The sequence below is a fragment of the Streptomyces himalayensis subsp. himalayensis genome (assembly GCF_013778455.1).
Classification (GTDB): Bacteria; Actinomycetota; Actinomycetes; order Streptomycetales; family Streptomycetaceae; genus Streptomyces; species Streptomyces himalayensis.
The window spans coordinates 438,350-452,134 of the sequence record NZ_JACEHE010000002.1; the positions used below are offsets into that span (position 1 = coordinate 438,350).

Here is a 13,785-nt window from a genome sequence, read left to right on the forward strand (position 1 = left end):
GGGCATATCACCAAGCGACTGCCACCAAGCAACTGCCTGCCAAGCGACATGCACCACAGTGAGATACAACACAAAAAGCGGGTCCCCGCCAGGACTTTCGTCTCTGGCGGGGACCCGCTTCATGTTGTGCGCGAGGGGGGAGTTGAACCCCCACGCCCTTGCGGGCACTGGAACCTGAATCCAGCGCGTCTGCCTATTCCGCCACCCGCGCATTGGGTGTTGTCGTGCGGTCCCGCGCTTTCGGTGCGAGCGCCTGCCGACATCCAGAAGATTAGCACGCTGCCGAGGGTGGATTCACATCCGTATCCGCGAGCAGCCGTGAGACCGGATCCCGGCGCATCGCGAGGTCGCGTACGCCGCGCACGGCACCGGACCAGGGGTATTCGGACCAGAGGTATCGGACCAGGGGTACCTCCAGCACACACCGCACTCTCAAGCCCACACCGCACCCGGCCCGGCTGCACGTCCCGACGGAGGCCGGCCCGGACCCCGCCCTCCCCGGCGCCCGTCAACCACCGGCCGCCCAGCACCCCCGGACACCTCTACTCGTCCACGCGGCGACCTGCCCGCTCCCCCCGACGACCGCCCCGCCCCCAGGACGACCGCCGTCGTCGTGCCGACACCCGCCCCGGCACCGGATCAGCACTGGCGCGGCACCGGATCTGCACCGCCTCGGCACTGCCACTGCACGGCCAGGCACTCCCGCGGTGCCGGACAGGTGCCTGATCGGTGCCGGATCGGCAGCGGATCCGCATCGGCCGCGTACCAACCTCGTACCGGTCCCGGCCCGGACCCCCGGCAGTGACCGAGGTCCACAGCCGGGTGCGGGACACTGTTCTCAGGCCCCCTCTACGATCCCTTGTCGGGAAGGTTCAACGGAGAACTTCACCGAGCCTCACCGGAGCGGTTCGGCAAGGAGTGCGGAGAGGTTCGCCGAGGAGTTCAGAGCGGAGTTCAAGGGGGAGCCCCGAGGTGGAGAGGGAGCCCCGGCACGAGTCTCAGGAGGAGGCCGCACAGGTGCCCCGACGAGGTCCGGCCGGTGTCCGGAATCGGCCTTCGAGGAGGCCCGGAAGGATCCCGGCTCCTCCGCCAGGGCATGTCTTGTGAGGGTCGACACTCATGGTCCGGGCAGACAAGGGGAACCAGCCGATTTACCGGCGCGTGGATACGATCAGTAAGCAGTACCAGGGCGACATCGAAGGAGGAGGTGCCCCATGGGAGTCCTGAAGAAGTTCGAGCAGCGTCTCGAGGGTCTGGTCAACGGCACCTTCGCCAAGGTGTTCAAGTCCGAGGTCCAGCCCGTCGAGATCGCCGGCGCTCTGCAGCGCGAGTGCGACAACAACGCGACGATCTGGAACCGCGAGCGGACCGTCGTCCCCAACGACTTCATCGTGGAGCTGAGCGCGCCGGACTACGAGCGCCTGAGCCCCTACTCGGGACAGCTCGGCGACGAGCTGTCCGGCATGGTCCGCGACTACGCGAAGCAGCAGCGCTACACCTTCATGGGACCGATCAAGGTCCACCTGGAGAAGGCCGACGACCTCGACACGGGTCTGTACCGGGTGCGCAGCCGCACGCTCGCCTCCAGCACCTCCCAGGCTCCCGGCCGCGCCCCTGCGGGCCCGGCAGCCGGTGGCCGGGGTGCAGCCTCGGGCGGTGGCTACGGCTACCCAGGGCCGGCAAGCGGGTACCCGCAGCAGCCGGCCGGTGCTCCTCCCATGCCGTCCACACCACCGCCCGGCCGCCCCGGACCCGCGTCCGGACCCGCGTCCGGCCCCGCGTCCGGACCCGCGTCCGCGGGGCAGCGGCCGACCGCCGGCCCGCTGCCGGGCGCCCAGGTGCGGCGCTGGATCGAGATCAACGGCACCCGCCACCAGATCTCCCGCCCGACGATGGTGCTGGGCCGCAGCACCGACGCCGACGTGCGGATCGACGACCCCGGCGTCTCGCGCCGGCACTGTGAGATCCGGACCGGAACGCCCTCGACGATCCAGGATCTCGGGTCCACCAACGGAATCGTGGTGGACGGGCAGCACACCACCCGCGCTACGCTCCGCGACGGCTCGCGGATCGTCGTGGGCAGCACCACCATCATTTACCGGCAAGCCGAAGGGTGAAGCGGGGGCAATGTCAGAGCTGACCCTCACGGTCATGCGGCTGGGTTTCCTGGCCGTACTGTGGCTGTTCGTGATCGTGGCCGTGCAGGTCATCCGCAGCGACCTGTTCGGTACGCGCGTCACCCAGCGCGGGTCGCGCCGTGACGCCGGGCGGCCGCAGCAGGCCGCCCGCCAGGCCGCGCCGCCGCAGCAGCGCCAGCAGAGCGCCGGCGGCCGCCAGCGCCGCGGCGCCCCCACCAAGCTGGTCGTCTCCGAGGGCACCCTGACCGGTACCACGGTGGCGCTGCAGGGACAGACCATCACGCTGGGCCGGGCACACGACTCCACGATCGTGCTGGACGACGACTATGCGTCCAGCAGGCATGCCAGGATCTACCCCGACCGTGACGGCCAGTGGATCGTCGAGGATCTCGGGTCGACCAACGGCACGTATCTCGACCGGACGCGGCTGACCACGCCGACGCCGATTCCGCTGGGCGCGCCGATCCGCATCGGCAAGACCGTCATCGAGCTGCGGAAGTAGTACGACAATGAGCGAGCGGAGCGAGCGAGCAGCGGCGGTCCACACCCAGGGCCCCGGCGCGCTCCCGACCGGAGGGTGGGCACCGTGCGGATGTACCCGGAGCCGACGGGCGAGGTGCGCATGAGTCTGTCACTGCGCTTCGCCGCCGGATCGCACAAAGGCATGATCCGCGAGGGCAACGAGGACTCCGGTTACGCCGGTCCCCGTCTGCTCGCGATCGCCGACGGCATGGGGGGCCAGGCCGCCGGCGAGGTCGCCAGCTCCGAGGTGATCTCCACACTCGTCACGCTCGACGACGACGTCCCGGGCTCGGACATCCTCACGTCGCTGGGCACCGCCGTGCAGCGGGCCAACGACCAGCTGCGGATGATGGTCGAGGAGGACCCCCAGCTCGAGGGCATGGGGACCACCCTGACCGCACTGCTGTGGACCGGGCAGCGGCTCGGGCTCGTACACGTCGGCGACTCGCGCGCGTACCTGTTGCGTGACGGCGTGCTGACGCAGATCACACAGGACCACACCTGGGTGCAGCGGCTCGTCGACGAGGGCCGCATCACCGAGGAGGAGGCCACCACCCACCCGCAGCGCTCCCTGCTGATGCGCGCGCTGGGCAGTGGCGACCACGTCGAGCCGGACCTGTCGATCCGTGAAGTCCGCGCCGGAGACCGGTACTTGATCTGCTCCGACGGCCTGTCCGGGGTGGTCAGCCATCAGACGATGGAGGACACCCTCGCCAGCTACCAGGGCCCGCAGGAGACCGTGCAGGAGCTCATCCAGCTCGCGCTGCGCGGCGGCGGCCCGGACAACATCACGGTGATCGTCGCCGACGTCCTCGACATCGACAGCGGCGACACCCTGGCCGCGCAGCTCTCCGACACCCCCGTCGTGGTCGGCGCGGTCGCCGAGAACCAGCACAACCAGCACCATCTGCACGACAACAGCGCGATGCAGACCCCCGCGGGCCGCGCATCGGGACTCGGCCGTCCGGCGCCCGGACAGGGCGGAGCCGGCGGCGAGTTCGGCCCGCCCGGCAGCGGCGACATCACCGGATACGTTCCCCAGCCCGACTTCGGCGCCTACACGGACGACGACTTCGTCAAGCCGCGCAGGGGCCGCAAGTGGCTCAAGAGATCCTTCTACACCGCGCTGGCTCTCGCGGTCATCGGCGGCGGCCTGTACGGCGGCCACCGCTGGACGCAGACCCAGTACTACGTCGGGGCCAACGGCGAGCATGTCGCGCTGTACCGCGGCATCAGCCAGGATCTGGCCTGGGTCTCGCTGTCGAAGGTGGAGAAGGACCACCCCGACATCGAACTCAAGTACCTGCCGCCCTACCAGCGCAAGCTGGTCGAGGCGACCATCGCGGAGGGCAGCCTCAGCGACGCCCGCGACAAGATCGACGAGCTGGCCCTTCAGGCGTCCGCGTGCAAGAAGAACGACGAGCGCCGCAAGGCCGAGAGCGACAACGCCAAGACCGGCGAGGGCGAGGCGGGTGGCACCACGGGAACCACCACCCAGACCTCGGTGGTGACCAAGGCCACCCCCAGCCCGTCGGCGTCCGCATCCGACAAGTCCACGACCGCACCCACTCCGACACCCGGCCCCAGCCTCTCCGACGAAGAGCAGAAGCTGGTCTCGCTGTGCGGTAAGCAGTAAGCAGCCGTGAGGGGCCCTGTCACACCATGAGCACGAACACGTCGACGCACCACACGTCAACGATCGGCGCCATCGGCGCGCCCAGCCGGCGCAACACCGAACTCGCACTGCTGGTGTTCGCCGTCGTCATCCCGGTGTTCGCCTACGCCAACGTCGGCCTGGCCATCAATGACGAGGTACCGACCGGGCTGATGGGCTACGGCCTGGGCCTCGGCCTCCTGGCCGGCGTCGGCCATCTCGTCGTACGGAAGTTCGCGCCGTACGCGGACCCGCTGATGCTGCCACTGGCGACGCTGCTGAACGGACTCGGGCTCGTCGCCATCTGGCGCCTCGACCAGTCCGAGCTGCTGCAGTCGATCAAGCAGGCCGGCACGGCCGCGCCCCGGCAGCTGATGTACACGGCGATGGGCATCGCGCTGTTCATCGTGGTGCTGATCTTCCTCAAGGACCACCGCGTCCTGCAGCGCTACACCTACATCTCCATGGTCGGCGCGCTCTTCCTGCTGCTACTGCCGCTGGTGCCGGGACTCGGCCAGAACATCTACGGCGCGAGGATCTGGATCTCGGTCGCCGGATTCTCCATCCAACCCGGTGAGTTCGCGAAGATCGTGCTCGCGATCTTCTTCGCCGGCTATCTGATGGTGAAGCGCGACGCCCTCGCCCTCGCCAGCCGCCGCTTCATAGGTCTGTACCTGCCGCGCGGCCGCGACCTCGGACCGATCCTCGTCGTCTGGGCGATGTCGATCCTCATCCTGGTCTTCGAGACCGACCTCGGTACGTCGCTGCTGTTCTTCGGAATGTTCGTCATCATGCTGTACGTCGCCACCGAGCGGACCAGCTGGATCGTCTTCGGTCTGCTGATGTCCGTGGTCGGCGCCGTCGGCGTGGCGTCCTTCGAACCGCACATCCAGCAGCGCGTCGACGCCTGGCTCGACCCGATGCGCGAGTACACGCTCAGCCGGCAGGGGGTCGCCGGTCACTCCGAGCAGGCGATGCAGGCGCTGTGGGCGTTCGGCTCCGGCGGCACGCTGGGCACCGGATGGGGCCAGGGGCACTCCGAGCTCATCCGGTTCGCCGCCAACTCCGACTTCATCCTCGCCACCTTCGGCGAGGAGCTGGGCCTGGCCGGCGTCATGGCGCTCCTGCTGCTGTACGCCCTGATCGTGGAGCGCGGCGTGCGCACCGCCCTCGCCGCCCGCGACCCGTTCGGCAAGCTGCTCGCCATCGGGCTGTCCGGCGCCTTCGCCCTCCAGGTCTTCGTGGTCGCCGGCGGCGTCATGGGCCTGATCCCGCTGACCGGTATGACGATGCCGTTCCTGGCGTACGGCGGTTCCTCCGTCATCGCCAACTGGGCCCTCATCGGCATCCTGTTGCGCATCAGCGACACCGCCCGGCGACCGGCGCCCGCCCCCGCTCCGAACCCCGACGCCGAGATGACCCAGGTGGTCCGCCCGTGAACAAGCCCCTGCGCCGGATCGCGATCTTCTGCGGACTCCTCGTCCTCGCCCTGCTCATCCGCGACAACTGGCTGCAGTACGTCCAGGCGGACGCACTGCAGTCCGACAAGAACAACCGCCGCGTCACCATCGAGCGCTATGCCTCTCCGCGCGGCGACATCATCGTCGACGGCAAGTCCATCACCGACTCCGTCGAGACGACCGGGACTGACCTCAACTACAAGCGGACGTACAAGAACGGGGAGATGTGGGCCCCCGTCACCGGGTTCGCCTCCCAGATCGTCGGCACCAGCCAGCTCGAGGGCGTCGAGGACGGCATCCTCACCGGCAACGACGACAGGCTGTTCTTCCGCAACACCCTCGACATGATCACGGGTAAGAAGAAGGAGGGCGGCAACGTCGTCACCACCCTCAGCGCCGCCGCCCAGAAGGCGGCCTTCGAGGGCCTGGGCAGCAAGAAGGGTGCCGTCGCCGCCATCGACCCGTCCACCGGCGCGATCCTGGCGCTCGCCTCCACGCCCTCCTACGACCCGTCGGTCTTCGCGGGCCTCAACGACGGCGACAAGTTCGACAAGCTCGACAAGGACGCGGACAAGCCGATGCTCAACCGCGCCCTCCGCGAGACCTACCCGCCCGGCTCCACCTTCAAGGTGGTCACGGCCGCCGCGGCGCTGGAGAACGGCGAGGTCACGGACATCGACGCCAAGACCGACTCCCCGGACCCCTGGCCGCTGCCGCTGTCCACCGACAAGCTCACCAACGAGCACGGCGAATGCCTGAACGCGACGCTGCGCGTGGCCCTGCGGGACTCCTGCAACACGGTCTTCGGCAAGCTCAGCGACGACGTCGGCAACAAGAAGATGATCGAGCAGGCCGAGAAGTTCGGCTTCAACGAGGAGCAGTTCGTCCCGGTCCGCGCCGTCGAGAGCGTCTACCCCGAGGACAACCGGCCGCAGAACGCCATGGGCGGCATCGGCCAGGCCTCCAACCGCGCCACGCCGCTCCAGATGGCCATGGTCGCCGCGGCCGTCGCCAACGACGGCACGCTCATGGAGCCGTACATGGTCGACAAGCTCCAGGCGCCGAGCCTCGACACCATCGAGCAGCACACGCCGAAGAAGCTGAGCGAGCCGATCTCGAAGGAGAACGCGCAGAAGCTGCAGTCGATGATGGAGACCGTCGTCAGCGAGGGCACGGGAACCAACGCCCAGATCCCCGGCGTCACCGTCGGCGGCAAGACCGGTACCGCGCAGCACGGCCTCAACAACAGCGAGAAGCCCTACGCCTGGTTCATCTCGTACGCGAAGACCAGCGAGGGCTCCCCGGTGGCCGTGGCCGTCGTCGTCGAGGACGGCAGCGCCAACCGTGACGACATCTCTGGTGGCGGTCTGGCCGCCCCCATCGCCAAGGCCGTGATGCAGGCAGTGATCGACAGAAAGAAGTGAACCCGGTCACGTCGCCTTCACAACGGTGCACGTTGCGATACCGGTCCTGTATCGGGTGACGTTCTCGGCCAGGTCAAGCACGGCGAGCCAGGTACGGTATGCCCGGACAGCACACCGCCGGACCACACGTGGGTGCGGTCGGGACCGACGGAGAGGGCTGGTAGGTAGCTATGGAAGAGCCGCGTCGCCTCGGCGGCCGGTACGAGCTGGGCCAGGTGCTCGGCCGTGGTGGCATGGCCGAGGTGTACCTCGCGCATGACACCCGGCTCGGCCGCACCGTGGCGGTGAAGACGCTGCGGGTCGACCTCGCGCGCGATCCGTCCTTCCAGGCCCGCTTCCGCCGGGAGGCCCAGTCGGCCGCCTCGCTCAACCACCCGGCGATCGTCGCGGTGTACGACACGGGCGAGGACTACGTCGACGGGGTCTCGATCCCGTACATCGTGATGGAGTACGTCGACGGGTCGACGCTGAGGGAGCTCCTGCACTCCGGGCGCAAGCTGCTGCCCGAGCGCGCCATGGAGATGACCATCGGCATCCTCCAGGCCCTCGAGTACTCGCACCGCAACGGCATCGTCCACCGCGACATCAAACCGGCCAACGTCATGCTGACGCGCAACGGCCAGGTCAAGGTGATGGACTTCGGCATCGCCCGTGCGATGGGTGATTCCGGAATGACGATGACGCAGACCGCCGCCGTCATCGGCACCGCCCAGTACCTCTCCCCGGAGCAGGCCAAGGGCGAGCAGGTCGACGCCCGCTCCGACCTGTACTCGACGGGCTGCCTGCTGTACGAGCTGCTGACCGTCCGGCCCCCGTTCGTGGGCGACTCGCCGGTCGCGGTCGCGTACCAGCACGTACGGGAGGAGGCGCAGCCGCCGAGCGTCTTCGACCCCGAGATCACGCCCGAGATGGACGCCATCGTCCTGCGGGCACTGGTCAAGGACCCCGACTACCGCTACCAGTCCGCCGACGAGATGCGCGCCGACATCGAGGCCTGCCTCGACGGCCAGCCCGTCGCGGCCACGGCGGCCCTCGGCGCGGTCGGCTACGGCGGCCACCCGGACGACCAGCAGACCGCGATGCTGCGCCCGCAGCACGGCGCCGGCCAGACGTCGATGATGCCGCCCGTGAACCCCGACGACGGCTACGGCTACGACGAGCGCCCGGACCGCCGCCGCCAGAAGAAGAGCAACACCTCCACAATTCTGCTGGTGGTGGCCGGCCTGCTGGTGCTGGTCGGGGCGATCCTGATCGGGAAGTGGGCGTTCAGCAGCACCGACGCCGGCAACGAACCGTTCAAGGCCCCGAACTTCGTCGGTGAGACGAAGAGCGACGCCGAGAAGATGGCGACGAACGTCGATCTGAAGCTGGACATCACGCAGGAGGAGTGCGAGAACCAGCCGAAGGGCAACGTCTGCAGCCAGGACCCGAAGGCCGGCACCCAGGTCAACAAGGGCGACACCGTCTCGCTGGTCGTGTCCAAGGGTGCGCCGAAGGTCGCCGTGCCCGACGTGCAGGGCCTGACGTTCGTCAAGGCCGAGGCCCAGCTCGAGAAGAAGGGCTTCGAGGTCGAGAAGAAGACCGAGGAGTCCGACCGAGAGCCGGGCATCGTCATCGACCAGAACCCCGCAGGCGACACCGAGGTGGAGCAGGGCAGCACCATCACCCTCACCGTCGCCGAGGAGAAGGAGCAGGTCACGGTCCCCGACGTGACCGGCAAGACCTGCGACGAGGCCAAGCAGCAGATGGAGGCCAGCGACCTCACGGGCAACTGCACCGATGTCGACAGCACCACCGTCGAGGTGGGCAAGGTCATCCAGACGATCCCGGCGAAGGGCAGCTCGGTCGACCCCGGCTCGGCGGTGACCATCCAGATCGCCAAGGCCCCCGCGCAGGAGGTGGTCGCGGTCCCGACCGTGACCCAGATGTCGCTCAAGGACGCCAAGAAGGCCCTCGCAGACGTGGGCCTGCAGCCCGGCTCGATCAGCGGCTCCCAGGACGACAACGCCATCGTTCTCGCCCAGGACCCGCAGCCTGGCAGCCAGGTCGCCAAGGGCACCCCGGTCAACCTGGTCGCCGCGGACCAGGGCGGCAACGGCGAAAACGGCAACGGAGGCTTCTTCGGAGGCCCGACGGGCACGGCCACCCGCGACGAGGAGTACTGACCCTCCTCAGCACCGCCTGAACGCCCGCACAGGGCGCCTACGGACGCCGCCGGCTAGCGCAGCTCAGCCGGCGGCGTCCGCTTGTTGTCGACGTCCTCTGCACGCACCAGTCGACCGGACTCACGGACTCCCTCCCGCCGACGCTGGACACCCACCCGCATCCCAGTCGTGTCTTCATATTTCACGACTCGTTGAGCGGATGGCTGGGTTATGAGCGCTGTGCCGCTCGGGCCGCGCCAGCGACCCCACGCGAGTAGAAGAAGGAGACCGAGCGTGATCAACGAAACAGCTCTGCTGGAGTCGAAATCCCTGCGCGACAGCGTGCTGGACCGCACGGAAGTGCTCGACAGGGTAAAAGCACTGTCACTGCTGCCAGACGGCATGCATGTGACGACGGCGATGGTTGCCGCGTACTTCCAGGTCGGCATCAAGGCAATCGAATCTCTGGTGGTCGACCACCGGGAGGAGATGACTGCCAACGGGTACCGCGTTTTGACAGGTCCAGAACTGACCTCCTTCAAGGAGGTCTGTCAGATCCAGTCCCGTACACGAGCCATCGCGGTTTACTCCCGCCGCGCCGTCCTCAACATCGCCATGTTGCTCCGTGACAGGGAAGTCGCACGTCAGGTGCGTACCTACCTGCTCGACATGGAGTACCTGGTCCGCACGCAGCCTGTGGACAACTCCGTCGACAGCCACTCCAGTGCCCTCGACACCCGCATCGACCAGCGCATCACACACATCCTCGGCAAGACCATCGTCCCGATGTTCAACGCCCTGATCGAGAGCTCCGGCGAGCACCGCCGCGAGCTCATCGCACTCCGCGAGGACATCGAAGCCGTAGAGCGCAAGCTGTGCTGGCACCACCGGCGCATCAGCGCCTTGGAAGGAGAAACGCCAGCGGACGACGTCAGGGCGTCCATCCAGTCCATGACGTGGCAGGCCTTCGAGCACCACGTCGCCGACCTGCTGCGTCGTGACGGCTGCACAGACGTCGTCGTACGGAAGGCCCGCAATGACCGCGGCATCGACATCAGCGCACGCACAGCTGACGGGCGTACGGTGGCCGTCCAGTGCAAGAACCGCACCGGCCGCTGGTCCGTTCCAAGTGCCGACATGCAGAAGTTCGCGGGCGCCGCACGCGCCATCGACCGCGTCGATATTGCCCTGTTCGTCGCCACCTGCAACTTCAGCCCGGAGGCTCGAGCAATCGCCGATCTGAGCGGGGTCATCACCGTGGCCCGCGACGAGTTGGAGGCATGGAGCGCCGGCGTGCGACTCAAGGCACTGCGGTAGGCACCACATAAGGAGAGGCCCGAAGCCGCAAGTCGTAGTTGCGGCTTCGGGCCTCCGTCATCCTAGGTGACTGGGGTCCTACCAGGACCCCAGTCACCTCAGCGCAACTCAGCCGGCGGCGTCCTCTCGCTGTCGACCTTCTCGACGCGCTCCAGCTCGCCCCACACGATGTAGCGGTACGTGGACGTGTACACGGGCGTGCAGGTCGTCAGCGTGATGTAGCGGCCCGCCTTCTTCACGCCCGACTCCTTGGGGACCTGGCTCAGGACCTTCACGTTGTACTTCGAGGTCTCGGGCAGGACCGCGTACGCCTTGTACACGTACCACTTGTCCTTGGTCTCGAAGACGATCGCGTCGCCCTTTTTGATCTTGTCGATGTTGTGGAACTTCGCGCCGTGCCCGTCGCGGTGCGCGGCCAGCGAGAAGTTGCCCTTGGCGTCCTGAGGCAGGGCGGACTTCACCGGGTCCGTGTAATAGCCGGCGACGCCGTCGTTCAGGACCTTCGGGGAGGTGCCCTTCTTGACGAGCACCTCGCCGTTCTTCATCGCCGGTACGTGCAGGAAGCCGATGCCGTCCTTGGTGTCCAGGGCGCCCGGGCCGGTGTCCTTCGACCAGGTGTCCCGCACCTTGTTGCCCTCTTTGTCCGCGGCACGGTCCGCGACGACGTTGGTCCACCACAGCGAGTAGACGACGAAGAGGCCGAGGACGAGGCCCGCGGTGATGAGGAGCTCACCGAAGACGCTGACCGCTGTGGCGATGCGGCCCGAGGCCCGGCGTCGTCGTGCGGGCGCGGGCGCCCCGGTGCGCTCGTCGCGGTCGGTCGTGGCTACCACTGATCTGCCCCGTCTGTATCAGGTGCTGGTGAAGGCAACTCGTGTGTCTGCTGCGGCGCATGCATCATCGCCTACGCATCGGTCGGCTGCGCATGCGGTGCTGGTACGTCGGCCACGGCCCCCTCGGCTACTCGACGAGCGCATCGGGCTTCCCCTTGCTGCGCGGCCGTTCCTCGACCATCTTGCCCCAGACGATCATCCGGTAGGTACTGGTGAATTCTGGGGTGCACGTGGTGAGGGTGATGTAGCGGCCCGGCTTGGTGAAGCCGGACCCCGGGGGGATCGGGTCGAGGACGCTCGTGTTCTTCGGAGAGGTCACCGGGAGGATGCTCGCCATCTTGTAGACGTAGTACGCGTCCTGGGTCTCCACCACGATCGGGTCGCCGGGCTGGAGGCGGTTGATGTACCGGAACGGCTCGCCGTGTGTGTTGCGGTGCCCGGCCACTCCGAAGTTGCCCGTCTTGGCGCTCGGCATCGCCGTCGGGATGCTGTCCTTGCCGTAGTGGCCGGCCATGCCGCGGTCGAGGACCGTCTGCTTGTCGATGCCCTCGGCGATCGGCACGACGACGTCCAGCTTGGGGATGTGCATGATCGCGAAGCCCTGGCCCGGCTCGAACACCCCCGGGTTCCGCTTTCCGTTCGCCCAGTCGTCCTTCAGGGTGTGGGCCGCGTCATCGGTCTGCTGATGGGCGCGGATGTTCGTCCACCACAGCTGGTACGTGACGAAGAGCAGCATCAGTACGCCGGTGGTGATGAACACCTCTCCAAGGGCACGGCTGGCCAGCACCGCCGGGCTCGGCTTCCGGGCCCGCTCCGCCCGGCGCGCCTCGAGCCGGGTGAGGGGCTTGGACGCGGCCTCGGCTGCGTCGCCCGATGCCCCCTGGGAGGCTGCTTCCTGGGAGGTGGTCCGGGAGGCCGCCGAATGCCGGCCGCCTCCGCGTTTGGCGGCGCGGCGGCGGGCCGCCCGGCCCTCTGCGGGAGGCGGGGCGGCAGTGGCTCCGGCCGTTGCCCCCTGTGCGCTCCCCGCCGAGAGCGCGCCGTCGGCCCCACCGGTCGCAGCTAGGCGCGTGTCCTCCGTGCGCAGTCCCACCGTCTCGTCGTCGAGGACCGGACGCGGGTGCGGGATGCGCAGGCCCACGGTCTCGCCATCGGCGCCCACAGACGCGCCGTCGTTCAGCGGTAAAACCGGTCCGGCGGCAGCAGCGGGAGTGGCGCGCGGAGACGGGGCCGGAGCCGCGGCCGAGGGGTCCTGCGGCCCCGTATAGGGCCGGGCGTACCCCTCCTGCCCGTACGAGGCCGCCTGCTCCTCGTACGAGGGCTGAGAGGGCACCTCCTGCGACCCGTGCCAGTCGCTCGCGTACCCCAGTGGGTCGTCTCCCGAGGCATGCCGCTCCTGCCGGCCCGCGGACGGCGGTTCCGGGCTCTGCGCTACGCGGAACCACGGGGACGAATGGGATTCACCACGAAGCGCCTGCTGCCCCGGCAACGGATCGCTCAGCGGGTCGGCCAGCTGATCCACGGCCGCCTCGAACGCGTCGGCGCCGTCGTACGCCTGGGCGCCCCCGTACGCGTACTCGTCGTACTCGTCGTACGGGGCACCGTCGCGCTCGGGGCGCAGCGCCGTCACGCCCTGGCCCTGCCCACCACCGGGGCGAGCCCGGCCGATCGCTCGATCGCACCCGGGTCGCCGCACTCGACCAGCCAGTTGGCGAGCATGCGGTGGCCATGCTCCGTCAGCACGGACTCGGGATGGAACTGCACGCCCTCCACCCGGTGTTCACGGTGGCGCAGGCCCATGATGATCCCGTCCTGCGTACGGGCCGTGACCTCCAGCTCGTCCGGAATCGTGGCCGGCTCGGCGGCCAGCGAGTGGTAGCGGGTCGCGGTGAACGGCGAGGGAAGTCCGGCGAACACGCCCTTGCCCTCGTGCTCGACGAGCGACGTCTTGCCGTGCAGCAGCTCGGGCGCGCGGTCCACCACACCGCCGTACGCCACGGCCATCGACTGCAGACCGAGGCAGACGCCGAAGACCGGCACGCCGGTCGCGGCGCAGTGGCGCACCATGTCGATGCACACACCCGCCTGCTCGGGCGCCCCAGGGCCGGGCGAGAGCAGCACGCCGTCGAAGCCGTCCTGCGCATGGGACGTGGAGACCTCGTCGTTGCGGCGGACCTCGCACTCGGCGCCCAACTGGTACAGGTACTGGACCAGGTTGAAGACGAAGCTGTCGTAGTTGTCGACGACGAGGATGCGTGCGCTCACTGGCCGTTCACCGTCACATCGTTGAAGGGGA

General features: G+C 68.6%; 10 protein-coding genes and 1 tRNA gene. 7 read left to right on the top strand and 4 right to left on the bottom strand.

The genetic code is table 11. From position 1 onward, the window contains the following. Positions 1-127 precede the first annotated feature (127 nt). A tRNA-Leu gene (locus H1D24_RS05775) sits at positions 128-211 on the bottom strand. A gap of 1,003 nt (positions 212-1,214) precedes the next feature. Here H1D24_RS05775 and H1D24_RS05780 point away from each other — a divergent pair. From H1D24_RS05780 to H1D24_RS05810, 7 genes are all read left to right on the top strand, one after another. Next, on the top strand, positions 1,215-2,117 hold the full coding sequence (locus tag H1D24_RS05780) for an FHA domain-containing protein (RefSeq protein ID WP_181656265.1): 903 nt from the start codon (positions 1,215-1,217) through the stop codon (positions 2,115-2,117). 10 nt (positions 2,118-2,127) lie between these two features. Further along, complete coding sequence (locus H1D24_RS05785; protein ID WP_181656266.1) at positions 2,128-2,640, top strand: FHA domain-containing protein FhaB/FipA; 513 nt, start codon at positions 2,128-2,130, stop codon at positions 2,638-2,640. A gap of 120 nt (positions 2,641-2,760) precedes the next feature. Continuing rightward, on the top strand, positions 2,761-4,296 hold the full coding sequence (locus tag H1D24_RS05790) for a Stp1/IreP family PP2C-type Ser/Thr phosphatase (RefSeq protein WP_258563841.1): 1,536 nt from the start codon (positions 2,761-2,763) through the stop codon (positions 4,294-4,296). Positions 4,297-4,322: 26 nt separating this feature from the next. Then, positions 4,323-5,753 (top strand): FtsW/RodA/SpoVE family cell cycle protein, encoded by a 1,431-nt coding sequence (locus tag H1D24_RS05795; protein ID WP_181656267.1) that lies wholly within the window; start codon positions 4,323-4,325, stop codon positions 5,751-5,753. Continuing rightward, on the top strand, positions 5,750-7,198 hold the full coding sequence (locus H1D24_RS05800; RefSeq protein ID WP_181656268.1) for a peptidoglycan D,D-transpeptidase FtsI family protein: 1,449 nt from the start codon (positions 5,750-5,752) through the stop codon (positions 7,196-7,198). The genes H1D24_RS05795 and H1D24_RS05800 overlap by 4 nt, the downstream gene beginning before the upstream one ends. Before the next feature lie 170 nt (positions 7,199-7,368). After that, positions 7,369-9,363, top strand: coding sequence for a Stk1 family PASTA domain-containing Ser/Thr kinase (pknB, locus tag H1D24_RS05805; protein ID WP_181656269.1), 1,995 nt, complete (start codon positions 7,369-7,371; stop codon positions 9,361-9,363). Between the two features lie 219 nt (positions 9,364-9,582). Further along, positions 9,583-10,659 (top strand): restriction endonuclease, encoded by a 1,077-nt coding sequence (locus tag H1D24_RS05810; RefSeq protein ID WP_309484212.1) that lies wholly within the window; start codon positions 9,583-9,585, stop codon positions 10,657-10,659. Between the two features lie 98 nt (positions 10,660-10,757). Here H1D24_RS05810 and H1D24_RS05815 read toward each other — a convergent pair whose 3' ends face one another. The 3 genes from H1D24_RS05815 to H1D24_RS05825 all read right to left on the bottom strand — a co-directional run bounded on the left by H1D24_RS05815 (position 10,758) and on the right by H1D24_RS05825 (position 13,754). Further along, a complete protein-coding gene (locus H1D24_RS05815) occupies positions 10,758-11,492 on the bottom strand; it encodes a class E sortase (RefSeq protein ID WP_181656271.1) in 735 nt (244 codons plus the stop codon). 127 nt (positions 11,493-11,619) lie between these two features. Next, positions 11,620-13,119: a class E sortase gene (locus H1D24_RS05820; RefSeq protein ID WP_181656272.1), complete on the bottom strand. Its 1,500-nt coding sequence runs from the start codon at positions 13,117-13,119 to the stop codon at positions 11,620-11,622. Further along, positions 13,116-13,754, bottom strand: a complete 639-nt coding sequence (locus H1D24_RS05825) for an aminodeoxychorismate/anthranilate synthase component II (RefSeq protein ID WP_181656273.1) — start codon at positions 13,752-13,754, stop codon at positions 13,116-13,118. Before H1D24_RS05825 ends, H1D24_RS05820 begins: the two co-directional genes overlap by 4 nt. Positions 13,755-13,785: the final 31 nt, after the last annotated feature.